The sequence below is a fragment of the Pseudomonas sp. NY15463 genome (assembly GCF_048068415.1).
Classification (GTDB): Bacteria; Pseudomonadota; Gammaproteobacteria; order Pseudomonadales; family Pseudomonadaceae; genus Aquipseudomonas; species Aquipseudomonas mosselii_C.
In genome coordinates, this window is record NZ_JBLUQD010000002.1 from 469,159 (window position 1) to 495,725 (window position 26,567).

The following is a 26,567-nucleotide window of genomic DNA, read 5'->3' on the forward strand; positions in this document are numbered from 1 at the left end:
TCAATTCCCCTTCTCGTTGAGGATGCGGTATTCGGCGCTACGGGCGTGGGCGGTCAGCGATTCGCCACGCGCCAGCACGGAAGCAGTGCGCCCGAGTTCGGACGCGCCCTGCTCGGAGCAGAAGATGATCGAAGAACGCTTCTGGAAATCGTAAACGCCCAGGGGCGAGGAGAAGCGCGCGGTGCCGGACGTCGGCAGCACGTGGTTGGGACCGGCGCAGTAGTCGCCCAGCGCCTCGCTGGTGTGGCGGCCCATGAAGATCGCACCGGCGTGGCGGATCTGCGCCAGCCAAGCTTGCGGATCAGCCACCGACAGTTCCAGATGCTCCGGGGCGATGCGGTTGGCCACTTCAATGGCCTGCTGCATGTCACGCACCTGAATCAACGCACCACGGCCATTGATCGACTTCTCGATGATCTCGGCACGTTCCATGGTCGGCAGCAGCTTGTCGATGCTCGCGGCGACGCGGTCGAGGAAGTCGGCATCCGGGCTGACCAGAATGGCCTGGGCGTCTTCATCGTGCTCGGCCTGGGAGAACAGGTCCATGGCGATCCAGTCGGGGTCGGTCTGGCCGTCGCAGACCACAAGAATCTCCGAAGGACCGGCGATCATGTCGATACCCACCTGACCAAACACATGGCGCTTGGCGGTGGCGACATAGATATTGCCCGGGCCGACGATCTTGTCCACCTGCGGCACGCTTTCGGTGCCATAGGCCAGGGCCGCAACGGCCTGGGCGCCACCGACGGTGAACACACGGTCGACGCCCGCGATGCAGGCAGCTGCCAGTACCAGCTCGTTGACCTCACCACGCGGGGTCGGCACGACCATCACCACTTCGGCCACGCCAGCGACCTTCGCCGGGATGGCGTTCATCAGCACAGAGGACGGATACGATGCCTTGCCGCCCGGCACGTACAAGCCAGCGCGGTCCAGCGGGGTGACCTTCTGGCCGAGCACGGTGCCATCGGCCTCGGTGTACTGCCAGGAGTCCTGCTTCTGCCGCTCGTGATACATGCGCACGCGATTGGCGGCCGTTTCCAACGCCTCACGCTGGGGCGCGGTGATGCGGGTCAGGGCCAGTTCCAGGCGCGCACGGTCGAGGATCAGGTCGTCGATGGACTGGGCGTCAACACCGTCGAAGCGCTGGGTGAACTCCACCAGCGCCGCGTCGCCACGCTCGCGCACGGCCTTGATGATGTCGAGTACACGCTGGTTGACCGCGTCATCGGACACGCTCTCCCAGCTCAGCAGATGATCAAGATGTCGCGCGAAATCCTGGTCAGCGGCATTGAGACGGGCGATTGCAGTGGACACGGTCATGGCGAGGGCCTCGGAAAGATTGGCAAATGCTCAGGCGCCCTAAGCTACCAGTCCATCCGCGCGGGCACCCGAGAAAAGTGGCTATGACGCGGATAGACGGGCGCGACAGCGAAGGTCGCGCGCAGAAGTCAGCCGCGGTGTCGCGATTCGACGGCGTTGCGCAGGGTGTCGATCAGGCTCTGGATGCGGGCGTGCTGCATTTTCATGGAGGCCTTGTTGACCACCAGGCGCGAGCTGATCATCGCGATCAGTTCCTGAGGTTCCAGGCCATTGGCGCGCAGCGTGTTGCCGGTGTCGACCACGTCGATGATCTTGTCGGCAAGGTTGATCAGCGGGGCCAACTCCATCGAGCCGTACAGCTTGATGATGTCGACCTGGCGGCCTTGTTCGGCATAGTAACGCTTGGCGACGTTGACGAACTTGGTGGCCACGCGCAGGCGGCCCTTGGGCTCAGGCGCGCCGGTGACACCCGCCGTCATCAGCTTGCACTGGGCAATCTGCAAGTCCAGGGGCTCGTACAGGCCCTGGCCACCATACTCCATCAACACGTCCTTGCCGGCCACACCGAGATCGGCGGCACCATGCTCGACGTAGGTCGGAACGTCGGTGGCGCGCACGATGAGCAGGCGCACGTCGTCCTGCGTGGTCGGGATGATCAGCTTGCGGCTCTTGTCCGGGTTCTCGGTCGGCACGATGCCGGCCTCTGCCAGCAACGGCAGGGTGTCGTCGAGAATGCGGCCTTTGGATAGCGCGATGGTCAACATGGGAAACGTCGTTCCTTAAGCAGCTACTGCCGGCCAGCCCATGAGGCTGGCCGCGTTCAATTCGGTGGGCGCGTCCCTGCGCCGTCGGGCGCTTAGCCCGGTACGCGGCGGATTTTCGCGCCGAGCATCTGCAGCTTTTCCTCGATGCACTCGTAACCACGGTCGATGTGGTAGATACGGTCGATCAGGGTGTCGCCTTCGGCGACCAGGGCCGACAGCACCAGGCTGGCCGAGGCACGCAGGTCGGTAGCCATGACTGGAGCGCCCTTGAGCGCCTTGACGCCGGTCACGATGGCAGTGTTGCCCTCGACCTGGATCTGTGCGCCCATGCGGTGCATCTCATACACGTGCATGAAGCGGTTCTCGAAGATAGTCTCGATCACCGCGCCGGTACCCTCGGCAATGGCGTTGAGCGAGATGAACTGCGCCTGCATGTCGGTCGGGAACGCCGGATACGGTGCGGTACGCAGGTTGACGGCCTTCGGACGCTTGCCGTGCATGTCCAGCGCAATCCAGTCTTCGCCAGTGGTGATGTCGGCGCCGGCTTCCTTGAGCTTTTCGAGCACGGCTTCAAGGATGGTCGGATCGGTGTCCTTGACCTTGACACGACCACCGGTCACGGCAGCGGCAACCAGGTAGGTGCCGGTCTCGATACGGTCGGGCATCACGCGGTAAGTGGCCGAGTGCAGACGCTCCACGCCTTCGATGGTGATGGTGTCGGTACCGGCACCCTGGATCTTCGCACCCATGGCAATCAGGAAGTTGGCCAGGTCGACCACCTCAGGCTCACGCGCGGCGTTCTGCAGCACGCTGGTGCCCTTGGCCAGTGCAGCGGCCATCATGATGTTCTCGGTGCCGGTCACGCTGACGGTGTCGAAGAAGAAGTGCGCACCGCGCAGGCCGCCCTCAGGCGCCTTGGCCTTGATGTAGCCGCCTTCGACCTCGATCTTCGCGCCCATCGCTTCGAGGCCGCGGATGTGCAGGTCGACCGGACGCGAGCCAATAGCGCAACCGCCTGGCAGCGCGACTTCAGCTTCGCCGAAGCGGGCGACCATCGGACCGAGCACCAGGATCGAGGCGCGCATGGTCTTGACCAGCTCGTACGGGGCGACCAGGGTCTTGATGGTGCGCGGATCGATTTCCACGGCCAGCTTTTCGTCGATCACAGGCTCGATGCCCATGCGACCGAACAGCTCGATCATGGTGGTGATGTCGTGCAGGTGCGGCAGGTTGCCGACCGTGACCGGGCCATCGCACAGCAGGGTGGCCGAGAGAATCGGCAGCGCCGAGTTCTTCGCGCCGGAAATGCGGATCTCGCCGTCGAGGCGCGCGCCGCCAGAAATAATCAGTTTGTCCATTCGTGTCTCGCCGCCAAGTTGGCTCAGATGCGCTCAGCCCAGGCTGCGCTGCTGAAGAATTTCATGGTTACCGCGTGGATGGCGCCGTTGGCGATCCACGGATTGAGGTGAGCATAGATCGCCTGCTGACGCTTGACCGGGCTCTGGCCGGCCAGCTCGTCGCTGATCACGTTCAACTGGAAGTTGCAGCCTTCGCCTTCAACTTCGACCCGGGTTCCCGGCAATTTTTCTTCCAGAAAGCTTTTGACTTCTACGGCCTGCATGCTCAACCTCGATCGGCGCCCAACGCGCGCGGGTCGGCCATCATACAAAAAAGCCCCTCGCCTGCGAAGCCCAAGACGGGGCGCGCTGACCGAGGGGCCTTCACCTTGCGACAGGCCATCAGCCTGCCAGCACTTCATCGAGGTCATAGACCTCGGCGATTTCGCGCATGTCGCTGGGCATGCCGCGCACTTCGCAGGTCTTGCCGGCTGCCTGGGCGTCACGCATGAACGCCAGCAACAACGACAGGCCCACACTGCTCGACTTGGCCACCGCACTGCAATCGAGCACCAGACGTGGCTCGCCACTGCCGGCGATCAACGCCTTGCCCTGCTTGCGCAAGGCCGGGCCACTGCGGTAGTCCAGCACACCGGCCAGACGCAGGACACCTGGCTCGGCCATGCTCACGACAGCCTCGGTCATTTGACTTCCTTATCCGGCGAGCTATCGGCAGCTTGCTTGGCCTTGGCCACCTCGCCGGCCCAGCCGTCGATGGTCTTGTCCAGGTCGTTGCCATTGCGCTGCATGGCGTCGGAGAACTGGTCACGGAACAGCTTGCCGATGTTGATGCCGTTGACGATCACGTTGCGCACTTTCCACTCGCCACCGAGGTTCTGCAAGGTGTACTGGACCGGGTAGACCGCTCCGTTATTGCCGGTGACCTTCATGCCGACACTGGCGCGATCGCCGTCCTCGGCCTTGGTCGGGTCAACGGTGATGCCCTGGTTGTTGTACTCCAGCAGCGCGTTGCCATAGAACTGCATCAGGCTGCGCTTGAAGTTCTCCTGAAAGCGCTGCATCTGCTCAGGCGTGGCCTTGCGCGAATACTTGACGGTCATGATGCTCTTGGAAATACCGTCGGCATCCACTACCGGGCCAAGGATGCGGTTGAGTGCATCGTAAAAGGCCTGGGGATTGCTCTTGTACTGCTCCTTGTTCGCCTTCAGGTCGCTCAGCAACTCGTTGGTGGTGCCCTGGATCACGTCACGAGCTGACTGCGGTGCCGCCATGACGAACAGAGGGAAGGCCGCCAGCAGGACCAGCAGGCCACGTCGCAGGATAGAAATCATGGAGACTCCTTAATTAGCCGGTTGTGCTTCTTTCGGTTCCTTGCCCACCGAGTTGAGCAGGAACTTGCCAATCAGATCTTCCAGCACCAGCGCCGACTGCGTGTCGTGGATGGTGCCGCCGTCCTTGAGGACCGTATCTTCGCCGCCCACGCTGATACCAATGTACTTCTCGCCCAGCAGGCCGGCGGTCAGGATCGAGGCAGTGGAGTCGGTCGGCAGGTTGTCGACCTTCTTGTCCAGTTGCAGCGTCACCCGACCGGTGTACGAATCACGGTCCAGATCGATCGCCGTGACCTTGCCGATCGTCACACCGGCCATGGTCACCTTAGCTCTGACAGTCAAACCGGCAATATTGTCGAAGTACGCATAAACTTTGTACGTATCGTTGCTCGGGCTGGCCGACAGGCCGCTGACACGCAGTGCCAGCAGCAGCAGCGCCAGGATCCCGGCCAGCAGGAACAGGCCGACACCGATTTCCAGGGTGCGGTTTTGCATCAGAAATCTCCAAACATCAAGGCGGTCAGAATAAAGTCCAGACCCAGGACTGCCAACGAGGCATAGACCACGGTCTTGGTGGTGGCACGACTGATCCCTTCTGAGGTGGGTTCGCAGTCATACCCCTGGAATACGGCGATCCAGGTCACGACGAAGGCGAATACCAGGCTCTTGATCAGCCCATTGAGCACGTCGTCGGTGAAAGAAACACTGTTCTGCATGTTGGCCCAGAACGAGCCTTCGTAAACGCCCAGCCAGTCCACGGCGACCCACGACCCGCCCCAAATGCCCACCACGCTGAAGATCAGCGCCAGCAAGGGCAACGAGACGAAGCCGGCCCACAGGCGCGGGGCGACGATGTACTTGAGCGGGTCGACGCCGATCATTTCCAGGCTCGACAACTGCTCGGTGGACTTCATGTTGCCGATTTCGGCGGTCAACGCAGACCCTGCACGGCCAGCGAACAGCAGCGCGGTGACCACCGGGCCCAGTTCACGCAACAGCGTCAGCGCAACCATCTGGCCCACGGCCTGCTCCGAGCCGTACTTGGTCAGGATGCTGTAGCCCTGCAGGGCCAGCACCATGCCGATGAACACGCCCGAGACGACGATGATCGCCAGCGACAGCACACCGACCGAATACAACTGTTTGACCAGCAGTTGGAAACCACCGCCGATACCACTGCGCCCACCCAGGGCGTGGCCCAGGAACAGGCACGAGCGCCCCAGCACGGCGAGCACGTCGATGGCAGCACGACCGAACAGGCGAATACGTTCGAGTATGGATTTTCTGCGCATCAACGCGCCCCCAGCAGATCGGCGCGGTAGTCAGGCGCAGGGAAATGGAACGGCACCGGGCCATCCGGGTCGCCTTTCATGAACTGGCGGATACGCGGATTGTCCGAGCCCATCAACTCGTCAGGTGTGCCCTGCCCCAGCACCTGGCCGTCGCCGACCACGTAAATGTAGTCGGCGATACTGGCGGTCTCGGCCAGATCATGCGATACCACGATACTGGTGATGCCGAGGGCATCGTTGAGCAGGCGGATCAGGCGGACCAACACGCCCATGGCGATCGGATCCTGACCAACGAACGGCTCGTCGTACATGAGGATCTGCGGGTCCAGTGCAATGGCGCGGGCCAGCGCCACCCGGCGCTTCATGCCACCGGAGAGTTCATCGGGCATCAGGTCGATGGCACCGCGCAGACCCACAGCCTGCAATTTCATCAGCACGATGTCGCGGATCATTTCGTCCGACAACTGGGTGTGCACGCGCAGCGGGAAGGCCACGTTCTCGAACACGTCGAGGTCAGTGAACAGCGCGCCGCTCTGGAACAACACGCCCATCTGCTTGCGGGCATCGAACAGGTCGCTGCGCGACAATGCGGGCAAATTCTGCCCGTTGACCCAGACTTCGCCACCCGCCGGGCGCAACTGCGCGCCCATCAGACGCAGCAAGGTAGTCTTGCCGCAGCCCGATGGCCCCATGATGCCGGTGACCTTGCCGCGCGGAATGCGGATGTCCACGTTACTGAAAATGCTGCGCGAACCGCGCTTGAAGGTGACGCCCTTCAACTCGACCGCGTAGGCGCTATCCACACTCATCTAGACTCCTTGCAGTGCAGCCCTGCTCCGTGGACGCCTGCCTCCTTATTGAAGGCACACAGGTTCCCCGGTAGGCCGAATAGCGGCGAACTATAGCACCGCTGAGGTGCCGCCCCAAGGCCATGACAGGCCTGTTCAGTCAGCAGACAGGCAAGCCTGACACGCTTGGATCAATGCAGGAGGTGAGCGTTCGTCACATTGCGGCTATAATCGCCGCCTTTTCATCAGGCATTGCGTTTTCGACATGAGCCAATCCAGCGAGCTGATCCAATCCGCCCAGCGCACCTTGCGCCTGGAACTCGAAGCCGTAGAGGGCCTGCTGGCCCGCATCGACGACAATTTCGTCAAGGCATGCGAGCTGATCCTGGCCAGCAAGGGCCGCGTGGTGGTGGTCGGCATGGGCAAGTCGGGGCATATCGGCAACAAGATCGCCGCCACCCTGGCCAGCACCGGCACGCCGTCGTTCTTCGTGCACCCGGCCGAGGCCAGCCACGGCGATATGGGCATGATCACCCGCGACGACGTGATCCTCGCCCTGTCCAACTCCGGCAGCACCGCCGAGATCGTCACCCTGCTGCCACTGATCAAGCGCCTGGGCATCCAGATGATCAGCCTCACCGGCAACCCCGACTCCGCCCTGGCCCAGGCCGCTGAGGTCAACCTCGACGCCCGCGTGGCGCAGGAAGCCTGCCCGCTGAACCTGGCGCCGACCTCCTCCACCACCGCTGCACTGGTGCTCGGTGATGCCCTGGCCATCGCCCTACTTGAAGCCCGCGGTTTCACCGCCGAGGACTTCGCGTTCTCCCACCCCGGTGGGGCACTGGGCCGCCGCCTGCTGCTGAAAGTCGAGAACGTCATGCACGCTGGCGACGAACTGCCCCAGGTACAGCGCGGCACCCTGCTCAAGGACGCCTTGCTTGAAATGTCTCGCAAAGGTTTGGGCATGACTGTGGTACTGGAGCAGGACGGCAGCCTGGCCGGCGTCTTCACCGACGGCGACCTGCGCCGCAGCCTGGACCGCAACATCGACGTGCACACGACCCTCATCGACGAGGTCATGACCGTTCACGGCAAGACCGCCCGCGCCGAGATGCTCGCCGCCGAGGCACTGAAAATCATGGAAGACCACAAGATCAGCGCCCTCGTAGTGGTCGATCAGGCCGACCGCCCCACCGGCGCCCTGAACATGCACGACCTGCTGCGCGCCGGAGTGATGTAAATGAACCAAGACCTGATTCAACGCGCCAAGGCCATCAAGCTGGCGGTGTTCGATGTCGACGGCGTGCTCACCGATGGGCGCCTGTACTTTCTCGAAGACGGCAGCGAGTTCAAGACCTTCAATACCCTCGACGGCCACGGCATCAAGATGCTCATGGCCTCGGGCGTGACCACCGCGATCATCAGCGGGCGCAAGACACCGGTGGTCGAGCGCCGTGCCAAGAACCTCGGCATCCCGCACCTGTTCCAGGGGCGCGAGGACAAACTGGTGGTACTCGACGGCCTGTTGACCGAACTCAATCTAAGCTATGACCAGGTCGCTTACTTGGGCGACGACCTGCCAGATCTTCCGGTGATTCGCCGGGTGGGCCTGGGCATGGCCGTAAACAACGCCGCGCCGTTCGTACGCGAGCACGCACATGGCGTGACTCAGGCACGTGGCGGCGAAGGCGCCGCGCGCGAGTTCTGCGAACTGATCATGCAGGCCCAGGGCACCCTGGACGCTGCCAACGCTCACTACCTGTAAGGCCGCCCATGTTCAGCAAGAAGGTCAAGAACATCGCGCTTTTCACAGCTATCGCTGCCATCCTGGTGGCGGTCGGCTACTGGAATGTAAGCCCCGAGAGCTTCCTCGACAAGCCGACCGCGCAGGTCGACGAAAGCGCCATCGACTACTACGCGATCAACGCCCATAGCGTGCAGTTCACCCCCGAAGGCCAACTGCAGTACGAGATGACCGCCGACAAGGTCGAGCACATGAAGGCCAGCGAAGTCACCGTGGTGACCACGCCCGACCTGCACCTGTACCGTGGCACCCAGTTCCCCTGGCACGTGCAGAGCAAGACCGCCGAGGTCAACCCGGACGGCACCGAGGTCGAGCTGATCGATGCGGTGCGCGTGGCGCGTACCGATGAGAAAAAACGCGAAACCATCATCACCACTACCCGCATGACCGTGTTCCCGCAGAAGGAATATGCGCAGACCGAGCAAGCCGTTAGAATCGACGGCGCCGGTGGCACGACCACGGGCAAAGGAATGAAAGCGTATTTGAAAGAAGGCAGGATGGACCTGCTCTCTAACGTAAGAGGACAGTATGAGGCTCGTTAAAACCATCCCCCTTCTGCTCAGCCTGGGCGTAGCACTGGGAAGCGCGAGCGCCTTCGCCCTGCCGAACGACCGTGACCAGCCGATTCGCATCCAGGCGGACAACGCCCACCTGGACGACAAGCAAGGCGTGGCCACCTATACCGGCGACGTGATCATCACCCAGGGCTCGATGATGATCAAAGGCAACACCGTGACCATGACCCGCGCCGCCAATGGCGACATCGACGTGGTAACCTCGGTGGGCAACCTGGCCTACTTCGAGCAACAGCAGAGCACTGCCAAGCCCGACAAGATGAAAGGCTGGGCCGTGACCATCCAGTACCAGGCCCAGAAAGACCTGGTAGTGCTGACCGATCGCGCCAAAGTCGAGAACGAAGGCAACACCACCGAAGGCGAGAAGATCGTCTACAACACCAAGACCCAGGTGGCGACCGCTGGTCGCGGTGGCAACGTGACCGCACCACGTCAGCGCATCGACATGGTGATCCAACCGAAGAAAAAGGCCGAGTAAATGGCAACCCTCAAAGCCCAGCACCTGGCCAAGAGCTACAAGGGCCGACAAGTCGTGCGCGACGTCAGCCTGTCCATCGACAGTGGCCAGATCGTCGGCCTGCTCGGCCCCAACGGCGCCGGCAAGACCACCTGTTTCTACATGATCGTAGGGCTGGTCCAAGCCGACCAGGGCCGCGTGCTGATCGACAACCACGACGTCAGCCACCAGCCGATGCACGGCCGTGCACAAGCGGGTATCGGCTACCTGCCACAAGAAGCGTCGATCTTCCGCAAGCTGTCGGTGGCCGACAACATCATGGCGATCCTCGAAACCCGCAAGGATCTGGACCGCGAAGGTCGGCGCAAGGAACTCGAAGGCCTGCTGCAGGAGTTCCACATCAGCCACATCCGCGACAACCTCGGCATGAGCCTGTCCGGCGGTGAGCGCCGCCGCGTCGAGATCGCCCGCGCCCTGGCAACGGCGCCAAAGTTCATCCTGCTGGACGAACCGTTCGCCGGCGTCGACCCGATTTCCGTGGGCGACATCAAGCAGATCATCCACCACCTCAAGAACAAGGGCATCGGCGTACTGATCACCGACCACAACGTTCGCGAAACCTTGGACATCTGCGAGACCGCCTATATCGTCAACGACGGCCAGTTGATCGCCGAAGGCGATGCCGAGACCATCCTAGCCAACCAGTTGGTCAAGGAAGTCTACTTGGGGCATGAGTTCCGCCTCTGACCCAGGCCCGCCTGGAGCACTGGCGCAGGCGCCCGATCAGGGCTTAAGTGTTACAGTACTCTAGGCAAACGCTGCATTTTCAGGCATATAACTTGCTTAAAATCGGCGCCCACGCGCCCTACGTAGTAGATGGCGCATGCGCGCCGGCGAACAAGGTATTAAGCCCCTGCCATGAAACCATCGCTCGTCCTAAAAATGGGCCAGCAACTGACGATGACCCCGCAGTTGCAACAGGCCATCCGTCTACTCCAGCTTTCTACCCTGGACCTCCAGCAAGAGATCCAGGAAGCGCTGGAGTCCAATCCGATGCTCGAACGTCAGGAAGACGGCGACGATTTCGACAACAGCGATCCGATGGCGGACAACGTCGAGAACAAACCGGCCTCCGAAGTCCAGGACACCTCCTTCCAGGAAACCGCCAGCAGTACGGAAAACCTTGAAGAAGGCGAGTGGGCCGAACGCATTCCCAACGAACTGCCAGTCGACACGGCCTGGGAAGACATCTACCAGACCAGCGCTAGCAGCCTGCCCAGCAACGACGATGACGAGTGGGACTTCACCACCCGTACCTCGGTCGGCGAAAGCCTGCAAAGCCACCTGCTGTGGCAACTGAACCTGGCCCCGATGTCCGACACTGATCGCCTGATCGCTGTCACCCTGATCGACAGCATCAACAGCCAGGGCTACCTGGAAGACACCCTCGAGGAAATCTGCGAAGGTTTCGACCCGGAGCTGGATATCGAACTGGACGAGGTCGAGGCGGTGCTGCACCGCATCCAGCAATTCGAGCCTGCCGGTATCGGCGCGCGCACCCTGGGCGAATGCCTGCTGCTGCAACTGCGCCAGTTGCCCGCCTCAACGCCCTGGATGGCCGAGGCCCAGCGTCTGGTCACCGATTTCATCGACATGCTCGGCAGCCGCGACTACAGCCAGCTGATGCGCCGCATGAAGCTCAAGGAAGACGAGCTGCGCCAGGTCATCGAACTGGTCCAGACGCTCAATCCACGCCCAGGTTCGCAGATCGAGTCCAGCGAGCCCGAATACGTGGTGCCGGATGTGATCGTGCGCAAGGACAGCGATCGCTGGTTGGTCGAACTCAACCAGGAAGCCATTCCACGCCTGCGGGTCAACCCGCAGTACGCCGGTTTCGTACGACGCGCCGACACCAGCGCTGACAACACGTTCATGCGCAACCAGCTGCAAGAGGCGCGTTGGTTCATCAAGAGCCTGCAGAGCCGCAACGAAACGCTGATGAAGGTGGCCACGCAGATCGTCGAGCACCAACGCGGTTTCCTCGATCACGGCGACGAAGCGATGAAGCCCCTGGTGCTGCATGACATCGCCGAGGCGGTGGGCATGCACGAATCGACCATCTCCCGGGTCACCACCCAGAAGTACATGCACACGCCGCGTGGCATCTACGAACTGAAGTACTTTTTCTCGAGCCACGTGAGCACCGCCGAAGGCGGCGAATGCTCGTCCACGGCGATCCGCGCAATCATCAAGAAACTGGTCGCAGCGGAAAATCAGAAAAAGCCATTGAGTGACAGCAAGATCGCTGGTTTACTGGAGGCACAAGGCATCCAGGTGGCCCGCCGCACCGTCGCCAAGTACCGCGAGTCTTTAGGGATCGCCCCTTCGAGCGAACGCAAGCGGCTGATGTAGCCCCGGGATGTGCCACAGCGTTTCAGTGGCAGGTGTAACACCTGCCTCTTTATGCACGGGCAACAAAGGAGAAGCTGTATGCAAGTCAACATCAGTGGCCAGCATGTAGAAGTCACCCAACCACTGCGCGATTATGTGCTCGAGAAGCTCGCCCGCGTGGAAGGGCATTTCGACAAGATCACCAACGTCACGGTGATCATGAAAGTCGAGAAGCTGCAGCAGAAGGTTGAAGCAACCCTCCAGATTCCCGGTGGCGAAGTAGTCGCCAACGCTGAACACCAAGACATGTATGCCGCGATCGACGCTTTGGCTGACAAGCTCGATCGTCAACTGAAAAAACACAAGGAAAAACAGCAAAGTCTGCTGCAAGGCGCAGCCGCCCGCTGATCCCCCTCATCCATGATCCGACTTGAATCCATTCTGACCCCCGGCCGTTCCCTCGTGAACGTGCCGGGCGGCAGTAAGAAGCGCGCCCTGGAAAAGGTCGCCACCGTGATTGCCGAGCAAGTGCCCGAATTGGAGATGCAGGACGTCTTCGAAAAGCTGGTCGCTCGCGAAAAACTGGGCTCCACCGGCTTCGGTAACGGCATCGCCATTCCCCACTGCCGGCTGGAAGGCTGCACTGCGCCGGTGAGCGCACTGCTGCACCTCGAAGCCCCTATCGATTACGACGCCATCGACGGTGCGCCGGTCGACCTGCTGTTCGTTCTGCTGGTCCCGGAAGCCGCCACCGATGCGCACCTTGAACTGCTGCGCCAAATCGCCAGCATGCTCGATCGCAAGGAGGTCCGCGATCGCTTGCGTGCCGCCGACAGCAGCGAGGCCCTGTTCCAGGTCGTCCTGGACGTACAGAACGAGCATTGACCATGCGCCTGATCATCGTCAGCGGTCGCTCCGGCTCCGGTAAGAGCACCGCACTCGACGTGCTGGAAGACAACGGCTACTACTGCATCGATAACCTGCCCGCAGGGTTATTGCCGCAGTTGGCGGAGAACGCGCTGATCAACACCGAGTTACTGCAACCCAAGGTTGCCGTCTCGATCGATGCGCGTAACCTGCCTAGCCACCTGTCACGCTTCCCGGAACTGCTCGAAGATGCACGCGCCCGGCACATCCAGTGCGATGTGTTGTACCTCGATGCTGATGAAGACACCCTGCTCAAGCGCTTCTCGGAAACCCGTCGCCGCCACCCGCTGACCAACCAGAGCCGCTCGCTGGCCGAGGCGATCCGCGTGGAAAGCGAGTTGCTGGGCCCGATTGCCGACCTTGCCGACCTCAAGATCGACACTACCAGCCTCAACCTGTACCAACTGCGCGACTCGATCAAGCTGCGCCTGCTGAACCAACCTGAGCCAGGCACCGCATTTCTGGTGGAATCGTTCGGTTTCAAGCGCGGCATGCCGGTGGACGCGGACCTGGTGTTCGATGTGCGCTGCCTGCCCAACCCCTACTGGAAGCCGGAACTGCGTGACCATTCAGGCCTCGAACAACCGGTGATCGACTACCTGGCCGCCCAACCGGACGTCGAGGAAATGTTCCAGGACATCTCCAGCTACCTGCTCAAGTGGCTGCCGCGCTTTGCGGCCAGCAACCGCGCCTACGTCACCATCGCCATCGGCTGCACTGGCGGCCATCATCGCTCGGTGTATATCACCGAACGGCTTGGCCAATTGCTCCAGCCTACCCTGAAAAACGTCCAGGTCCGCCACCGCGACCTCTAGCCTACAGGATCCACCCCACGATGCCCGCCCGCGAAATCACCATCATCAACAAGCTGGGCCTGCACGCCCGCGCGGCTGCCAAGTTCGTCGGCGTGGCCGGGCGGTTCCCCTGCCAGGTGCGGGTAGGCCGCGCACCGGACAAGCTGGTGGACGGCAAAAGCATCATGGCCGTGATGATGCTCGCCGCAGGCAAGGGCACCCCGGTGCACCTGTTCACCGAAGGCGAACAGGATGTCGAAGCGATGGACGCGCTGGTCGCGCTGATCGAGAACTTCTTCGACGAAGGCGAGTAATCCACCAGGCTGCTCAAGACAACGCACAGTCCTGTAGGAGTTCACCCAGCCCTGCCGGGCTGCGCTGTCGTGCAGAGAACTGATTTCGCAAGCGCCGCGTACCCTGTGGGGGCGGGCTTGCCCGCGAAGCAGGCGACTCGGTGTATGGCACCGGCTTCGCCGGTGTTCGCGGGCAAGCCCGCTCCCACAGGTCCCTGCTAAATCAACAAGTTATGTGTAGTTCTATGAGAGAGGCCTTGCCGGACCGGCCGGAAAGGGCCGCAAAGCGGCCCCAAGTTTTCGGTATCGTTCGAAGGCGCCGCATCAAGACATCGCCGTATCCATCACCATCATCAGGCAAAACCCCACGCACAACCCAAGGCTGGCCAAGCGGTGGTGCCCGTTGCTGCGCGATTCCGGGATGATTTCCTGGGTTACCACCAGCAACATGGCGCCGGCAGCGCAGGCAAGCCCCAGCGGCAACAGCAATTGGGCGATGCTCACAAGCCATGCGCAAACGACCGCAGCCAGCGGCTCGACCAAGCCGGACGCAGCACCAACCAGAAATGCCTTGAAACGCGGCATACCCGCACCTGCCAGCACTAGCGCGATCACCAGTCCCTCGGGCACATCCTGCAAGGCGATGCCCATGGCCAGGCTGTCGGCATCGGCCATGCCGCCACCTGCTGACACGCCAATTGCCATGCCTTCAGGGATGTTATGGGCAATGATGGCAATGACGAACAGCCAGATCCGCGCGGCGATCACCGGCTGCCGCGCCGAGCCCACCAACGCCTCAGGCGAGGCCCCGGAGACTTTCAGGTCGATCAGGAACAGGCACAGCGCACCGAACAGCAAACCGCTGCTGATCAACACCCCAGCGCCCCACGGGCTAAAGCCGATGCTCTGCGCGGCGTCCAGCCCGGGAATGATCAGGGAAAAGGCGGTGGCCGCCAGCATCACCCCGGCGCCGAAGCCCAACAGGGTATCGGCCAATGCCACCGGCATGCTGCGAACAACCAAAACCGGTACCGCACCCAACGCCGTGCCCAGCGCGCACAGTGCACCGCCCTCCAGCGCCCGTAGCATGCGGGGTTCGAGATCGAGCCAGGCAATGCCGCGAGCCAGCAGCAAGGCGCTGCCGACCAGCAACAGCAGGGTCCCAAGCGCCTGGCGGAACAGGCGCACACTGCTGACAGACATCACGGCGCTGCGCATACCGGTCCGACTCACTTCAAGGCTTGCAGGTAGCGACGTTCGACTTCAGCCCAGTCGACCACGTTGTAGAAGGCGCCAATGTATTCTGGACGACGGTTCTGGTACTTGAGGTAGTAGGCGTGCTCCCACACATCGAGCCCCAGGATCGGCGTATTGCCGTGCATCAGCGGGCTGTCCTGGTTACCGCTGCTTTCCACCACCAACTGCTTCCCTGGCGTGACACTGAGCCAGGCCCAGCCGCTGCCGAAACGGGTCAACGCAGCCTTGGTGAATGCCTCCTTGAACGTATCGAAGCCACCGAGCTGGGCCTCGATGGCCTTGGCCAACTCGCCTTGCGGCTGGCCACCGCCGGTGGGCGACATCACGGTCCAGAACAACGTGTGGTTAGCATGACCACCGCCGTGGTTGATCACCGCCCCGCGCAGGTGCTCAGGCAGCGACTTCACCGCCGCGACCAGCTTCTCGGCCGGCCAATCGGCCCACTCGGTCCCTTCGACGGCGGCATTCAAGCCGTTCACGTAAGTCTGGTGGTGCTTGGTGTGGTGAATTTCCATGGTCGCGGTGTCGATGTGCGGTTCGAGCGCATCGTAGGCGTAGGTCAGTGCAGGCAAGGTGTGTGGCATGTCAGTGAATTCCGTAGGCGGGTGTGCGTTCAGGGAAGTCCGTACGTGCGAGCAGTTCGCTGGCAGCCGGCGCCTGACGATTGAGCAAGCGTTCGGTGCGCGGGTACTGGCCGTACTCGGCGATGAAACTCAGCAATTGGGTGTAGGTGCGCGTGCTGTGGCGTAGCGCGGCATCGCGCAGCGCCTGGGGCAGGCGCGCCTGCTGGCTTGCCTGGAGCAGCCGCTGGTGGGCGACGCACAGGTAGTCCGCGCTCTCGTGCGGCTGGTTCAGGCGCAGGTGCAAGTCAGCCAGGTTGTGGTGAGCGATGACCAACGCGGCCACCGCCTCATCGACGTCATGCCAGCGCTCGAACAGCACCTGGGCCAGTGCCAGCGCCTGCAGGTAATGTTCTCGGGCATCGACCAGCTCGCCTTGCTCGAACAAGCGGTTGGCGGTTTGCGTGGTGCGTCTCCAGTGCTGCATGACGTGCCTCCTGGGCGGTTTTGGCTCAGATGCCGCCGGCGGTGAGTTTTTCCGGGTCCAGCAGGGTTTCGAGCTGGTCACGGGACAGGTCGGTGTGCTCCAGCGCCACGTCGATGATCGGACGTCCTTGCTGGTAAGCGGTCTTGGCGATTTCCGCTGCCTTGAGGTAGCCGATGATCGGGTTCAGCGCGGTAACCAGAATCGGATTGCGCGACAGCGCTTGCTTGAGCTTGGCTTCGTTGACCTTGAAGGTGGCGATGGCCTTGTCGGCCAGCAGGCGGCTGACATTGGCCATCAGCTCGATGCTTTCCAGCAGATTGCGCGCGATCACCGGCAGCATTACGTTCAGCTCGAAATTGCCCGACTGCCCGGCCACGGCGATGGTCGCATCGTTGCCGATCACCTGCGCGGCAACCATGGCGGCGGCCTCCGGGATCACCGGGTTGACCTTGCCCGGCATGATCGAGGAACCCGGCTGCAAACCTTGCAACTCGATCTCACCCAGACCAGCCAGCGGGCCGGAGTTCATCCAGCGCAGGTCGTTGGCGATCTTCATCAGTGCCACGGCGGTGGTCTTGAGTTGGCCAGACAGCGCTACGGCGGTGTCCTGGGAGCCGATCAGGGCGAACAGGTTCTGGCCTGGGGTGAACTCGATGAGGGTCAGGCTGCTCAGCTCACGCGCGAAACCTGCGGCGAACTGGGGATGGGCGTTGATACCGGTGCCCACGGCGGTGCCGCCCTGGGCCAGTGCCTGCAAGGCCGGCAACGTGGCTTCGAGATGCGCACGGGCAGCCCTGATCTGCGCCGCCCAGCCACCAAGCACCTGGCTCATGCGCACCGGCATGGCGTCCATCAGGTGGGTACGGCCGGTCTTGGTGTACTGATGCACTTCGACAGCCTTGGCATCGATCACCTCGACCAGATGACCCAGCGCCGGCAGCAGTTGCTCGTGCAAGGCCAGGGCCGCGCTGACATGGACGCTGGTGGGAATGATGTCGTTGCTGCTCTGACCACAGTTGACGTGGTCGTTGGGGTTGATCGGCTCGCCCAGCACGCGGCTGGCCAGGGTCGCGATCACCTCGTTGGCGTTCATGTTCGAACTGGTGCCGGAGCCTGTCTGGAACACATCCACAGGAAAGTGCTGGATGAAGTCTTCGCCAAGCAATTGCTCCACCGCCTTGACGATCGCATCGCCCTGCCCGGCGCTGATCTGCTCCAGCGCAACGTTGGTCTTGGCGGCTGCGGCCTTGGCCAGCAACAGGGCGCGAATGAACTGGACCGGCATGGGCTTGCCGCTGACCGGGAAGTTGTCGACCGCGCGCTGGGTCTGGGCGCCGTACAAGGCCTGGGCCGGCACTTGCAGTTCACCCATGCTGTCACGCTCGATACGGGTCTCACTCATCTTCAAATCCTTGCATCAGTTCATCGGAAGAAATCGACGGCAGCAGCACGCAGTTGGCGAGCTGCATGGCATAGGGTTGCCAGCGCTGGTTGTGCTCCCGGCGATCGAGATTGCGCAGGTCCAACAGCGGGCGCCAGGCCTGATCCAGGCACAGGCAGCGCCAGTGCCAGGGCAGCATGCGGTCGCAGGCGGTATCGAGCAGCAGACGGAATGACGTCAGCGCCACCGTCCATGGCGAGGTCTCGGTGCAGCACACTAGGTAACGGCCTTCGGCCAGGTAGTGCTCGATCAGGCGCGGCTCGTCGGGTTCGAGTGCGCAACGAATGCGACGGCTCAGCCAACGCCAATTTTCCAGGTAGGGCAGTTCGTGGAGGACGGATTTCATGAACGATCGATCGTCGCGCTGCTAGATAATGATATTCATTATTAATTGATAAATAGAATCACTTCAAGCCTAAGGCGACAAACAAAAAACCCGGCGCGATGGCCGGGTTTTCTGTGCGAGGTAAAAGATTGGCGTCGGCGCAGGCCGTATCAGCTGCCTGCCACCATCATGCGTTCGATCAGTACCGAGCCGCTATGGATGTTGCTACGCGTTTCGATATCGCTGCCGATGGCGACAATCTGCTGGAACATGTCTTTCATATTGCCGGCGATAGTCACTTCCTGGACGGCGTGCTGAATCTCACCGTTCTCGATCCAGAAGCCTGCGGCTCCTCGCGAGTAATCTCCGGTGACCATGTTGAGCCCATGCCCCATCAGCTCGGTAACCAGCAGGCCACGGCCCATGCGGCGGATCAGCGCCGCCTGATCTTCGACGCCATGAGTGACGAACAGGTTGTGCACGCCACCGGCGTTGGCGGTACTCGGCAGCCCCAGCTTGCGCCCCGAGTAGGTGCCGAGGATGTAGGAAACCAGCTCGCCTTTGTCGACGAACGGCTTGGCATAAGTGGCCAGGCCGTCGCCGTCGAAGGAGGCACTGCCCAGCGCACGTGGAATGTGCGGGCGCTCATCGAGGGTCAGCCAGCTGGGGAACAGGCGCTGGCCGAGAGTGCCCTCGAGGAACGACGACTTGCGGTACAGGTTGCCGCCAGAAATCGCCGACAGGAAGCTGCCGAACAACCCACCGGCAAGCTCGGCAGAGAACAGCACTGGCACCTCGCAGGTCGGCACCGGACGCGCGCCCAGACGGCTCGCGGCGCGCTGGGCGGCGCGCTGGCCGATGCTGCGCGGGTCGGCCAGCAGTGGGCCCTGGCGGTTGACATCGTACCAGTAGTCGCGCTGCATCTGCCCATCGCCTTCGGCGATCATCACGCAGCTCAGGCTATGCCGGGTAGAGGCATAGCCCCCGATAAAGCCATGGCTGTTGCCATACACACGCACGCCCTGGTGGGTGTTGAGGGTGGTTCCATCGGCGTTGAGGATGCGCGGATCGGCGTCGAACGCCGCCGCCTCGCAGGACAGCGCCATCTCGATGGCCTTCTCAGGCTCGATGTCCCAATCGTGGTACAGGTCGAGATCGGGAAACTCGCGGGCCATCAACGCCGCGTCGGCCAGACCGGAACAATCGTCCTCGGAGGTGTGCTTGGCGATCGCCAAGGCGGCCGCGACGGTTTCACGGATGGCCTCCGGGCCGCTGGCCGAGGTGCTCGCCGAACCCTTGCGCTGGCCAACGTAGAGGGTGATGCCAAAGCCCTGGTCGCGATTGAACTCGACCGTCTCGACTTCACGCTGACGCACCGAAGTGGACAGGCCCTGCTCCAGCGATACCGCCACTTCGCAGGCACTGGCGCCTTGACGGCGCGCCTCGGCGACGATCGCTTCGACCTGTTCCTGCAACGCCGGCAGGTCCTTGGGGCCTACGCTCTGGACTGCACTCATGGTTCTCTCCACTGAAAATTCTGCGTACGGCTTGGGTCATTCTACGACCGGGCCGGACAAGCGGCCCCCGACTGGTTATCATGGCGGCGATTTCCTGCGGACTGCCCCCATGGTTGATTCTTACGACGACGCCTTCGATGGCGAAAAAAGCAAAACCCAGATCAAGCGCGAGCTGCATGCGCTGGTCGAACTCGGTGAACGCCTGACTACCCTCAAGGCCGACACCCTTGCCCGCCTGCCGCTGACCGACGAACTGCGCAAGGCGCTGGACGAGGCCTCTCGGCACACTGCCCATGGTGCCCGCAAACGCCACATGTCGTTCGTCGGCAAGCTGATGCGCGTGCAAGACCTGGACGCCATTCATGCCGTGCTCGAGCAGATCGACAGCTCCAGCCGCCAGTACAACGAGCGCTTCCATAACCTGGAACGCTGGCGCGACCGCTTGATCGACGGTAACGACGAGGACCTCGAACGTTTCGTCAACGAGTTCCCCGAGACCGACCGCCAGCACCTGCGCTCGCTGATCCGCCATGCCCAGCATGAAAAAGCGCGGAACAAGCCGCCGGCCGCTGCGCGCAAAGTGTTCAAGTACATTCGCGATCTCGACGAGGCCCAGCGCGGCTTGCGTTGAAGCCATCGCAGTCAGGCCATCGCGGCGGCATGCAGCCGCCCCTACAGGGATCATGCACACCTGTAGGAGCGGCCTTGCCGGCACGCCGGACCTGCCGGAAAGGACCGCAAAGCGGTCCCCATCGCACTCAAGCCCCCGTCCCACCGACGGTAATCGCATCCAGCTTGAGCGTCGGCTGGCCCACGCCCACCGGCACCGACTGCCCATCCTTGCCACACGTGCCCACGCCGCTGTCCAGCGCCAGGTCGTTGCCAACCATCGACACCCGGCTCATCGCTTCCGGCCCATTGCCGATCAACGTCGCGCCCTTGACCGGTGCGGTGATCTTGCCGTCTTCGATCAGGTAGGCCTCGCTGGTGGAGAACACGAATTTACCGCTGGTGATATCCACCTGGCCGCCGCCCAGGTTGGCGCAGTAGATCCCCTTCTTGACCGAGGCGATGATCTCCTGCGGGTCGCTGTCGCCCGCACGCATGTAGGTATTGGTCATGCGCGGCATCGGCAAATGCGCATAGGATTCGCGCCGGCCGTTGCCGGTGACCGCCATGCCCATCAGACGCGCGTTCAGCTTGTCCTGCATGTAGCCTTTGAGCACGCCGTTCTCGATCAGCGTGGTGCACTCGGTCGGCGTGCCTTCGTCGTCCACGCTCAGCGAGCCACGGCGACCTTCCAGGGTGCCGTCATCGACGATGGTGCACAGCTTGGAGGCCACCTGCTCACCGATTCGGCCACTGAAAGCCGAGCTGCCCTTGCGGTTGAAATCGCCTTCCAGGCCGTGGCCGACCGCCTCATGCAGCAGCACGCCGGACCAACCTGGGCCGAGCACCACCGGCAGCGTACCGGCCGGGGCCGGAATCGCCTCGAGGTTGACCAGCGCCTGGCGCAGCGCCTCGCGGGCATAGCCCATCACCCGATCCTCGGTGAAATAGCGGTAGTCGGTACGCCCGCCACCGCCCTGCCCGCCGCGCTCGCGACGGCCGTTCTGCTCGACGATCACGCTGACGTTGAAGCGCACCAGCGGGCGCACATCGGCCGCCAGGCTGCCATCGGCAGCGGCGACCAGAATGCGCTCCCAAACCCCGGCCATGCTCACGCTGACCTGCTGGATACGCGGGTCCAGCGCGCGCGTGGCGCTGTCGACGCGCTTGAGCAGTTCGACCTTCTCGGCGCGGGTCAGCACATCCAGCGGGTTGTCCTGCCCATAAAGGGCAACCACGTCCTGGCTACGGAACGCCTGAACGGTGCCATGCTGGCCGGCACGGGAGATCGAGCGAGCGGCGCGGGCGGCGGAGGTCAGGGCTTCGAGGTTGATTGCGTTGCTGTAGGCAAAACCGGTTTTCTCGCCAGACTGGGCGCGCACGCCCACCCCTTGGTCGAGGTTGAAACTGCCTTCCTTGACAATGCCATCCTCCAGCGCCCAGGTCTCCGAGACTTGGCCCTGGAAATACAGGTCGGCGGCGTCGATACCGGGGCCTGCCAGTTCGCCCAGCACAGCCTGCAGGCTTTCCAACCCAAGGCCACCGGGGGCCAGGAGCTGCTCGCTGACGGTGGTTAACATCTGGCTCATAGTCACTCCGAGGTCTGTGCAGGCCGCAAGGCGTCCTGCGAGAAAAAGCGCCGATGGCTGACCACCGGCATACGCGCCCGGATGGACGCTTGTTCGTCACGGTCGCGGGTGGCAAGCAATACCGCTTCGCCCCGCGCCTGTTGGGCCACGATCCGCCCCCAAGGGTCGACGATCGCCGCCTGGCCATGGGTTTCACGGGGGCCGGGGTGCAACCCACCCTGGGCCGCGGCGAGCAAGTAGCACTGGGTTTCGATGGCGCGCGCGCGAATCAGCACCTCCCAGTGCGCAGCCCCGGTCACCGCAGTGAAGGCCGCCGGCGCAGTGATCAGTTCGGCGCCGGCTGCACGCAGCGCGCTGTACAGTTCAGGAAAACGCAGGTCATAACACACCGACAGACCGACTCGCCCCACGGGCGTATCGGCTACCACCACCTGATTACCGTGGGCGTAGTCGTCGGACTCACGATAGCGACCACGGTTGTCAGCCACGTCCACATCGAACAAGTGCAGCTTGTCGTAGCGCGCGGCGACCTCGCCATGCTCGTCCACCAACAGCGAACAGGCGTGGGACTTGGCCTCTGGCCGGCCGAGCGGTGGCAACGGCAAGGTCCCGGCGACAATCCATAACTTGAGGTCACGGGCGGTACGTTTCAACCACGGCAGTATCGGCCCCTCGCCCAGCGCCTCGGCCCGGCCAATGGCCGCGGCATCACGCCGGCCCATCGCCGCGAAGTTCTCCGGCAGCACCGCCAGGCGCGCACCACCCGCGGCGGCCTGTTCAAGCAAGGCACTGGCGCGTTGCAGGTTGGCCAGGATAGCGTCCTGGCTGACCATCTGGATCACTGCTGACGTCATTGCCACCCCGGGATTATTTGTCGAAAGGTTTCACAAAAGTGATTTTAGGCTCTTTGACCGGCCCTTCGACCCGATAGTGCACGCTGGCGAAGCGCGACACCCGGTCACCGATCAGACGATCCACCAGGAACAGCGCACCACCGACCGCCGGCGCGCCGACGATCAACGCCGCCAACGGCAGGTTGTTGGTGACCGGCAAGGTCACCAACAAGTTGGCATCGATGCGGTCGCGAACGAAATCGAGGGTGCCGTCCAGCTCGAAGTTGCTCGAAGGCCCCGTAACCGTGATTGGCTCGCGGGTCACGTAGACCCCTTCGCTGGCCACCAGCAGGCCCTTGACCCGATCATAGGCCAGGCCTTTGCTGAACAGGTCGCTGAAGTCCAGACGCAGGCGCCGTCCGATCGAGTTGAAATTGAGCAACCCGAAGACGCGCAAGGCCTGGGCACTGCCCTCAACCTCGACGAACTGGCCCGAACGCAGCGCCGCATCGAGGTTGCCAGAGAAGCGGTTGAGGTTGACCCAGGCTGGCGATCCCGGCCAGCGGCCGTCGACATCCATGCGGAAATCCCGGCTGGTAACGGTGGGGGCGAAGCCCCAGGCCTTGAGTACATCCCCCAGGTCCTTGCCGTCCAGGCGGCCCTTGTACCAGCTCGTGGTCCTGCCCACCTCGCCTTCCCAGCCGCCGCTGCCATCGATGTGCAGGCCCTTGAGATTCAGGTCGATATCATCCAGGGCCAGACCGCGTGGCGTCTGGCGCAACTTGACCGCGACCCTGCCGTACAGGTCGTCGCCGCGCAACAGCTTGTCGATGCTCAGGTCCAGCGCTGGCACTTTGCGCGGATCGACATCAGCCAACGGGTCGGCGGCGTTGTCATCCGTGCCTTGGGTAGGGTCTGCCGGTGGCAGACGCAAGGTTTGCAGGCGAATGCTCATGGCCGCGCCCTTGGCATCGGGGATGCGCGCGTTGCCGATCACTTCCTTGCTGTCCAGACGCAGGTCCCAGGCCGGGCCACCGCGCGCCAGGCGCACCACAGCCTGGTTAAGCTCGATACTGTATGCCTTGAGCTGGCCGATGCTTAGATCCACGCTTTGCAGGTTCTGCCGGGCACTGCCGCCAGGGTCGTTACCGGCCAGGCGCGCCACCTGCTGCTGCCAGGGGGCAAGGTCCAGTACATCGAGCCGACCGCGCACGCGCAGGCCCTGCCCGCTCGGCAGGCTAGGTTCGTCGCTGCCCAGCATCAGCTCCCCACGGCCCTGACCGAGCTTGTCGGCAGGGGCCGCATAGGCAAAGCGCGCAAGCGCGCCGTAGCCTGCGTCGATGCGCCGCTCGGGGCCTTGCAAGGTCATGCTGAAACGGCTGTCACGGGCGTCGGCGCCGGCCTTGCCGAACGGCGCCGGCAGATCGACGACCACGCCCTTGAGCGACGAATCGACGGTCAACCGGCTATCACGCCCGCCCAAAATGAGTTGCAACTGATAGGGGATTTCCCCCGACACCGGTAGCGCCTGCTGGACCTTCAACCAGTCAGTCAGTGCCTTGACCGCCACCTGACCGTTGGCGCTGATGCGGCTCTGGATCTGCCCGCCTGAGCCCTCGGCGGCGATCTGCGCGGTGACCGGCTTGCCAAACGCCTGCAGGGTAACGCCCTTGGCGCTCAGACCCTTGTCGAAATCGAAGCTGAAATCGCCCTTGAGCTGGCTGAGTTCAAGACTCGGTGGCGCGACCTTGAGCGTCGCCCCTTCGGTGGCGAAGTCCACCAGTACCTTGGGACGCTCGCCGCGCGCCAGCGGGATGTCCAGCTTGACCTTGCCGTTGAGCGGGCCCTCACCTTCCCAGCTGGCGAAGGTCTCGGCAGTGCCGATCGGCGCCTCTTTGAGGATCTTCAGGCCATCGCCCAGGCTGCCGTCGAAGTCGGCGTCGAGGAACAGATGGCTATGTTCGCCCGCCTCGACATGCGGGATGGCGACGCGTACATCGCTGACCTGGGTGTCGAGCAGCACACCACGACTGGCATTGACACGCACCCCGGTGTCCTCGATGAACACCTCGCCGTCGACTTGCCGCACCAACGGCCAGCCGGGCTGGAAGTCCAACGCCGCGTCGTGGACCTTGAAATACAGGCTGATGTCGCGGGCGTGGGGCGGTGCACCGTGGTTGAGCGAGCCCTGGTACTGGAAGTATCCCTGCTCGACATCGCCCTTGACGATAGCGCTGCGCAACCACGTGTCCAAGGCCGGGCTGAGCACCTCAGGCAAATACTTGGCGGTGTAGCGACCGTCACCCTCGGTAAGGCCGACACGCAGGTCCATGTAGTCCTCGTGGCCTGGCTCCAGGTGCAGACGGATGAGGAAATCGGCGGCAATCTTGCCCTCCTCGCCCAACACCTTGATGTACGGTGCGACCAGCGTGAAGGTCTGTTGGTCGAGGGTCCAGGTCAGGCGTGCATTGGCTTTCTGGTAATGCCAGGGTTTACCGAAGATCGGGTACAGATGCAGCATGAACGCGTCGCTATCCAGGCGCAGTTCACCGTGCCCCAAGTCGCCGCTGATGGCACCGCTGACATTCCCGGCAGCCGGCGCACCGTGGTAGGCGTCGAAGCCGACGTTATCCAGGTTGGCAGCGAACTGCACACGCTGATCACCTTCGGCTTCGGGCCGAAGCTCGACGCGTACGTTGCGCAGACCGCCCGTGACCTTCAGGGCATCGACCACGCCCATCAGCTTGTCCGGCAACGGCGCCAGCGCATGGATCAGCGGCGTCAGCGGCGTCAGGTCGAGGCGGTCGGCCTGGATCAGCCACGACGTCTCAGCCGGCGTATCGCCTGGGCGCTGCGCCAGTTGCAGGTGCGACTCCCAACGGACCTTGCCGAAGCTTGCGGCAAGCGAATCCAAGGCCACCTCGAAACCTTCGCCACGCCGCTGGAACCAGGCATTGAGTGCCAGGTCCTGCAACGTCACCGCCTTGCGTGTCGCGTAAGCGCCTTTGAGTTGCGGGGCGTTCAGACGAACCACCGCCTGTTCCAGGCGACCCTTGCGCCAGTCAACCCAGAACTCGCCACCCGCGCGTAGGGTATCGGCCTGCCACGCCCCCAGTAGACGCGGTGGCAGCCAGCGTGCCCAATCGCTCTGAGGTAGGCTCAGGTAGGCCTGCACGCTGCCGTCGCGCCAGTCATTGGGCGTGGCGCGACTGCGCAGGTTAAGCGCCAGCGGCTGGCCGTCGGGCAAGGTGGCGCGCAGATCGAGGTTCTGGCGCGAGGCGCCAGCCTGCAAGCCGAGGCTGACGTAGGTGAGGGTCAACGGATCACGCTGCCAGGCGTGCAAGGTGACCTGGCTGTCGAACACATCAATACGCCCCAATTGGCGCAGGCGTTGCAGCGCCTCGCTTGGATCCATCGGGCTGTCGTCCTTGCGCGGCAGGCCCTCCAGGGCCCATGCGCCCTGCTCGTCTTCGCGCAGAATCAATTGCAAGCCGCCCAGTTGAATGCGCGCCAGGCGCACCTCGCGGGCCTTGAGGCTGGCCCACAGGTCCGGCACCAGCTTGACCTCATCCAGGCGTAGCGCATCGGCTCCTTCGCCCAGTTGCAGGTCGCGCACTCGCAGCACTGGGGCCAGCCCGCTCCAGCGCCCCTCCAGGGCCCCGACGTGCACGGGCAGGCCCAACGCCTGTTCAGCCTTGAGTTCAACGTCCGCACGGTATTCGGCGACCAGGGGTATCAGTTGCCGGCCGAGACTGACATACAGCGCCACCAGCACCGCCAGCAGGGCGCACGTTGCCAGCCCCCAGCGGGTCAAGGCGCCCAGAACGCGGATCAGACGTTCCATGGCCATGG

The 26,567-nt window shown here is 63.3% G+C and carries 29 protein-coding genes; 11 read left to right on the forward strand and 18 right to left on the reverse strand.

What is annotated here, in order from left to right; all coding sequences use genetic code 11:
• The 9 genes from hisD to ACNFIC_RS06375 form a co-directional block, all read right to left on the reverse strand.
• The gene (gene hisD / locus ACNFIC_RS06335) at nt 1-1,323 is read right to left on the reverse strand and encodes a histidinol dehydrogenase (protein ID WP_138218825.1); all 1,323 of its coding nucleotides are present in this window, start codon (nt 1,321-1,323) and stop codon (nt 1-3) included.
• A gap of 128 nt (nt 1,324-1,451) precedes the next feature.
• The gene (hisG, locus tag ACNFIC_RS06340; protein WP_138218826.1) at nt 1,452-2,087 is read right to left on the reverse strand and encodes an ATP phosphoribosyltransferase; all 636 of its coding nucleotides are present in this window, start codon (nt 2,085-2,087) and stop codon (nt 1,452-1,454) included.
• 92 nt (nt 2,088-2,179) lie between these two features.
• Entirely contained in the window at nt 2,180-3,445 is a 1,266-nt protein-coding gene (gene murA / locus ACNFIC_RS06345) for a UDP-N-acetylglucosamine 1-carboxyvinyltransferase (protein WP_138218827.1), read from the reverse strand.
• A 23-nt stretch (nt 3,446-3,468) separates the two neighbouring features.
• Nucleotides 3,469-3,708: a BolA family protein gene (locus tag ACNFIC_RS06350; RefSeq protein WP_138218828.1), complete on the reverse strand. Its 240-nt coding sequence runs from the start codon at nt 3,706-3,708 to the stop codon at nt 3,469-3,471.
• Between the two features lie 118 nt (nt 3,709-3,826).
• Entirely contained in the window at nt 3,827-4,129 is a 303-nt protein-coding gene (locus ACNFIC_RS06355; protein WP_138218829.1) for an STAS domain-containing protein, read from the reverse strand.
• The gene (locus ACNFIC_RS06360; RefSeq protein ID WP_416780396.1) at nt 4,126-4,776 is read right to left on the reverse strand and encodes an MlaC/ttg2D family ABC transporter substrate-binding protein; all 651 of its coding nucleotides are present in this window, start codon (nt 4,774-4,776) and stop codon (nt 4,126-4,128) included. The genes ACNFIC_RS06355 and ACNFIC_RS06360 overlap by 4 nt, the downstream gene beginning before the upstream one ends.
• A gap of 9 nt (nt 4,777-4,785) precedes the next feature.
• Nucleotides 4,786-5,271, reverse strand: a complete 486-nt coding sequence (gene mlaD / locus ACNFIC_RS06365) for an outer membrane lipid asymmetry maintenance protein MlaD (RefSeq protein ID WP_416780398.1) — start codon at nt 5,269-5,271, stop codon at nt 4,786-4,788.
• Nucleotides 5,271-6,068, reverse strand: coding sequence for a lipid asymmetry maintenance ABC transporter permease subunit MlaE (mlaE, locus tag ACNFIC_RS06370; protein ID WP_138218832.1), 798 nt, complete (start codon nt 6,066-6,068; stop codon nt 5,271-5,273). The genes mlaD and mlaE overlap by 1 nt, the downstream gene beginning before the upstream one ends.
• Complete coding sequence (locus ACNFIC_RS06375) at nt 6,068-6,877, reverse strand: ATP-binding cassette domain-containing protein (RefSeq protein WP_138218833.1); 810 nt, start codon at nt 6,875-6,877, stop codon at nt 6,068-6,070. The genes mlaE and ACNFIC_RS06375 overlap by 1 nt, the downstream gene beginning before the upstream one ends.
• A 244-nt stretch (nt 6,878-7,121) precedes the next feature.
• Between ACNFIC_RS06375 and ACNFIC_RS06380 the strand changes: the two genes are divergently transcribed.
• The 10 genes from ACNFIC_RS06380 (at nt 7,122) to ACNFIC_RS06425 (ending at nt 14,118) form a co-directional block, all read left to right on the forward strand.
• Nucleotides 7,122-8,096 carry a KpsF/GutQ family sugar-phosphate isomerase gene (locus tag ACNFIC_RS06380; protein ID WP_138218834.1) on the forward strand — a complete coding sequence of 325 codons (975 nt, stop codon included), beginning with the start codon at nt 7,122-7,124 and terminating at the stop codon, nt 8,094-8,096.
• Nucleotides 8,097-8,621, forward strand: coding sequence for a KdsC family phosphatase (locus tag ACNFIC_RS06385; protein WP_138218835.1), 525 nt, complete (start codon nt 8,097-8,099; stop codon nt 8,619-8,621). It begins immediately after the preceding gene.
• Between the two features lie 8 nt (nt 8,622-8,629).
• Nucleotides 8,630-9,202, forward strand: a complete 573-nt coding sequence (gene lptC / locus ACNFIC_RS06390; protein WP_138218836.1) for an LPS export ABC transporter periplasmic protein LptC — start codon at nt 8,630-8,632, stop codon at nt 9,200-9,202.
• A complete protein-coding gene (gene lptA / locus ACNFIC_RS06395) occupies nt 9,189-9,713 on the forward strand; it encodes a lipopolysaccharide transport periplasmic protein LptA (RefSeq protein ID WP_138218837.1) in 525 nt (174 codons plus the stop codon). Before lptC ends, lptA begins: the two co-directional genes overlap by 14 nt.
• A complete protein-coding gene (lptB, locus tag ACNFIC_RS06400) occupies nt 9,714-10,439 on the forward strand; it encodes an LPS export ABC transporter ATP-binding protein (protein ID WP_138218838.1) in 726 nt (241 codons plus the stop codon).
• Nucleotides 10,440-10,610: 171 nt separating this feature from the next.
• Nucleotides 10,611-12,104, forward strand: a complete 1,494-nt coding sequence (locus tag ACNFIC_RS06405; RefSeq protein ID WP_416780403.1) for an RNA polymerase factor sigma-54 — start codon at nt 10,611-10,613, stop codon at nt 12,102-12,104.
• Nucleotides 12,105-12,182: 78 nt separating this feature from the next.
• Nucleotides 12,183-12,491 carry a ribosome hibernation-promoting factor, HPF/YfiA family gene (hpf, locus tag ACNFIC_RS06410; RefSeq protein ID WP_138218840.1) on the forward strand — a complete coding sequence of 103 codons (309 nt, stop codon included), beginning with the start codon at nt 12,183-12,185 and terminating at the stop codon, nt 12,489-12,491.
• Nucleotides 12,492-12,503: 12 nt separating this feature from the next.
• Entirely contained in the window at nt 12,504-12,968 is a 465-nt protein-coding gene (ptsN, locus tag ACNFIC_RS06415) for a PTS IIA-like nitrogen regulatory protein PtsN (RefSeq protein WP_138218841.1), read from the forward strand.
• A 2-nt stretch (nt 12,969-12,970) separates the two neighbouring features.
• Nucleotides 12,971-13,825: an RNase adapter RapZ gene (gene rapZ, locus ACNFIC_RS06420; protein ID WP_138218842.1), complete on the forward strand. Its 855-nt coding sequence runs from the start codon at nt 12,971-12,973 to the stop codon at nt 13,823-13,825.
• 20 nt (nt 13,826-13,845) lie between these two features.
• The gene (locus ACNFIC_RS06425) at nt 13,846-14,118 is read left to right on the forward strand and encodes an HPr family phosphocarrier protein (protein ID WP_138218843.1); all 273 of its coding nucleotides are present in this window, start codon (nt 13,846-13,848) and stop codon (nt 14,116-14,118) included.
• A gap of 303 nt (nt 14,119-14,421) precedes the next feature.
• Here ACNFIC_RS06425 and ACNFIC_RS06430 read toward each other — a convergent pair whose 3' ends face one another.
• The 6 genes from ACNFIC_RS06430 to pmbA all read right to left on the reverse strand — a co-directional run bounded on the left by ACNFIC_RS06430 (nt 14,422) and on the right by pmbA (nt 19,684).
• Entirely contained in the window at nt 14,422-15,315 is an 894-nt protein-coding gene (locus ACNFIC_RS06430) for a ZIP family metal transporter (RefSeq protein WP_416780406.1), read from the reverse strand.
• An 11-nt stretch (nt 15,316-15,326) separates the two neighbouring features.
• Entirely contained in the window at nt 15,327-15,938 is a 612-nt protein-coding gene (locus ACNFIC_RS06435) for a superoxide dismutase (protein WP_416780408.1), read from the reverse strand.
• A gap of 1 nt (nt 15,939) precedes the next feature.
• Entirely contained in the window at nt 15,940-16,401 is a 462-nt protein-coding gene (locus ACNFIC_RS06440) for a hypothetical protein (protein WP_416780409.1), read from the reverse strand.
• A 25-nt stretch (nt 16,402-16,426) separates the two neighbouring features.
• Nucleotides 16,427-17,803, reverse strand: a complete 1,377-nt coding sequence (locus tag ACNFIC_RS06445; RefSeq protein WP_416780411.1) for a class II fumarate hydratase — start codon at nt 17,801-17,803, stop codon at nt 16,427-16,429.
• Nucleotides 17,796-18,188, reverse strand: coding sequence for a FagA protein (locus ACNFIC_RS06450; RefSeq protein ID WP_138218848.1), 393 nt, complete (start codon nt 18,186-18,188; stop codon nt 17,796-17,798). The genes ACNFIC_RS06445 and ACNFIC_RS06450 overlap by 8 nt, the downstream gene beginning before the upstream one ends.
• A gap of 149 nt (nt 18,189-18,337) precedes the next feature.
• Nucleotides 18,338-19,684, reverse strand: a complete 1,347-nt coding sequence (gene pmbA / locus ACNFIC_RS06455) for a metalloprotease PmbA (protein WP_138218849.1) — start codon at nt 19,682-19,684, stop codon at nt 18,338-18,340.
• A 109-nt stretch (nt 19,685-19,793) separates the two neighbouring features.
• Here pmbA and yjgA point away from each other — a divergent pair, with 109 nt between their 5' ends.
• On the forward strand, nt 19,794-20,315 hold the full coding sequence (yjgA, locus tag ACNFIC_RS06460; RefSeq protein ID WP_138218850.1) for a ribosome biogenesis factor YjgA: 522 nt from the start codon (nt 19,794-19,796) through the stop codon (nt 20,313-20,315).
• A gap of 127 nt (nt 20,316-20,442) precedes the next feature.
• Here the strand turns inward: yjgA and tldD are convergent, their stop codons facing one another.
• Genes tldD through ACNFIC_RS06475 form a run of 3 tightly spaced genes read right to left on the reverse strand, consistent with a single transcriptional unit; the run spans nt 20,443 to nt 26,565 of the window.
• Nucleotides 20,443-21,882 carry a metalloprotease TldD gene (gene tldD, locus ACNFIC_RS06465; RefSeq protein ID WP_138218851.1) on the reverse strand — a complete coding sequence of 480 codons (1,440 nt, stop codon included), beginning with the start codon at nt 21,880-21,882 and terminating at the stop codon, nt 20,443-20,445.
• 2 nt (nt 21,883-21,884) lie between these two features.
• Entirely contained in the window at nt 21,885-22,736 is an 852-nt protein-coding gene (locus ACNFIC_RS06470) for a carbon-nitrogen hydrolase family protein (protein WP_138218852.1), read from the reverse strand.
• A 13-nt stretch (nt 22,737-22,749) separates the two neighbouring features.
• The gene (locus ACNFIC_RS06475) at nt 22,750-26,565 is read right to left on the reverse strand and encodes a YhdP family protein (RefSeq protein WP_416780415.1); all 3,816 of its coding nucleotides are present in this window, start codon (nt 26,563-26,565) and stop codon (nt 22,750-22,752) included.
• Nucleotides 26,566-26,567 lie beyond the last annotated feature (2 nt).

Bases quoted from the DNA above. Each gene is read 5' to 3' on its own strand.
- hpf (WP_138218840.1), top strand. From the start codon at position 12,183: ATGCAAGTCAACATCAGTGGCCAGCATGTAGAAGTCACCCAACCACTG.
- mlaD (WP_416780398.1), bottom strand. From the start codon at position 5,271: ATGCAAAACCGCACCCTGGAAATCGGTGTCGGCCTGTTCCTGCTGGCC.
- rapZ (WP_138218842.1), top strand. From the start codon at position 12,971: ATGCGCCTGATCATCGTCAGCGGTCGCTCCGGCTCCGGTAAGAGCACC.
- murA (WP_138218827.1), bottom strand. From the start codon at position 3,445: ATGGACAAACTGATTATTTCTGGCGGCGCGCGCCTCGACGGCGAGATC.
- lptB (WP_138218838.1), top strand. From the start codon at position 9,714: ATGGCAACCCTCAAAGCCCAGCACCTGGCCAAGAGCTACAAGGGCCGA.
- ACNFIC_RS06355 (WP_138218829.1), bottom strand. From the start codon at position 4,129: ATGACCGAGGCTGTCGTGAGCATGGCCGAGCCAGGTGTCCTGCGTCTG.
- ACNFIC_RS06435 (WP_416780408.1), bottom strand. From the start codon at position 15,938: ATGCCACACACCTTGCCTGCACTGACCTACGCCTACGATGCGCTCGAA.
- ACNFIC_RS06360 (WP_416780396.1), bottom strand. From the start codon at position 4,776: ATGATTTCTATCCTGCGACGTGGCCTGCTGGTCCTGCTGGCGGCCTTC.
- ACNFIC_RS06440 (WP_416780409.1), bottom strand. From the start codon at position 16,401: ATGCAGCACTGGAGACGCACCACGCAAACCGCCAACCGCTTGTTCGAG.
- ptsN (WP_138218841.1), top strand. From the start codon at position 12,504: ATGATCCGACTTGAATCCATTCTGACCCCCGGCCGTTCCCTCGTGAAC.
- yjgA (WP_138218850.1), top strand. From the start codon at position 19,794: ATGGTTGATTCTTACGACGACGCCTTCGATGGCGAAAAAAGCAAAACC.
- hisG (WP_138218826.1), bottom strand. From the start codon at position 2,087: ATGTTGACCATCGCGCTATCCAAAGGCCGCATTCTCGACGACACCCTG.
- ACNFIC_RS06405 (WP_416780403.1), top strand. From the start codon at position 10,611: ATGAAACCATCGCTCGTCCTAAAAATGGGCCAGCAACTGACGATGACC.
- ACNFIC_RS06380 (WP_138218834.1), top strand. From the start codon at position 7,122: ATGAGCCAATCCAGCGAGCTGATCCAATCCGCCCAGCGCACCTTGCGC.
- ACNFIC_RS06350 (WP_138218828.1), bottom strand. From the start codon at position 3,708: ATGCAGGCCGTAGAAGTCAAAAGCTTTCTGGAAGAAAAATTGCCGGGA.
- ACNFIC_RS06425 (WP_138218843.1), top strand. From the start codon at position 13,846: ATGCCCGCCCGCGAAATCACCATCATCAACAAGCTGGGCCTGCACGCC.
- pmbA (WP_138218849.1), bottom strand. From the start codon at position 19,684: ATGAGTGCAGTCCAGAGCGTAGGCCCCAAGGACCTGCCGGCGTTGCAG.
- mlaE (WP_138218832.1), bottom strand. From the start codon at position 6,068: ATGCGCAGAAAATCCATACTCGAACGTATTCGCCTGTTCGGTCGTGCT.
- hisD (WP_138218825.1), bottom strand. From the start codon at position 1,323: ATGACCGTGTCCACTGCAATCGCCCGTCTCAATGCCGCTGACCAGGAT.
- ACNFIC_RS06450 (WP_138218848.1), bottom strand. From the start codon at position 18,188: ATGAAATCCGTCCTCCACGAACTGCCCTACCTGGAAAATTGGCGTTGG.
- ACNFIC_RS06475 (WP_416780415.1), bottom strand. From the start codon at position 26,565: ATGGCCATGGAACGTCTGATCCGCGTTCTGGGCGCCTTGACCCGCTGG.
- ACNFIC_RS06470 (WP_138218852.1), bottom strand. From the start codon at position 22,736: ATGACGTCAGCAGTGATCCAGATGGTCAGCCAGGACGCTATCCTGGCC.
- lptC (WP_138218836.1), top strand. From the start codon at position 8,630: ATGTTCAGCAAGAAGGTCAAGAACATCGCGCTTTTCACAGCTATCGCT.
- tldD (WP_138218851.1), bottom strand. From the start codon at position 21,882: ATGAGCCAGATGTTAACCACCGTCAGCGAGCAGCTCCTGGCCCCCGGT.
- lptA (WP_138218837.1), top strand. From the start codon at position 9,189: ATGAGGCTCGTTAAAACCATCCCCCTTCTGCTCAGCCTGGGCGTAGCA.
- ACNFIC_RS06445 (WP_416780411.1), bottom strand. From the start codon at position 17,803: ATGAGTGAGACCCGTATCGAGCGTGACAGCATGGGTGAACTGCAAGTG.
- ACNFIC_RS06430 (WP_416780406.1), bottom strand. From the start codon at position 15,315: ATGCGCAGCGCCGTGATGTCTGTCAGCAGTGTGCGCCTGTTCCGCCAG.
- ACNFIC_RS06375 (WP_138218833.1), bottom strand. From the start codon at position 6,877: ATGAGTGTGGATAGCGCCTACGCGGTCGAGTTGAAGGGCGTCACCTTC.
- ACNFIC_RS06385 (WP_138218835.1), top strand. From the start codon at position 8,097: ATGAACCAAGACCTGATTCAACGCGCCAAGGCCATCAAGCTGGCGGTG.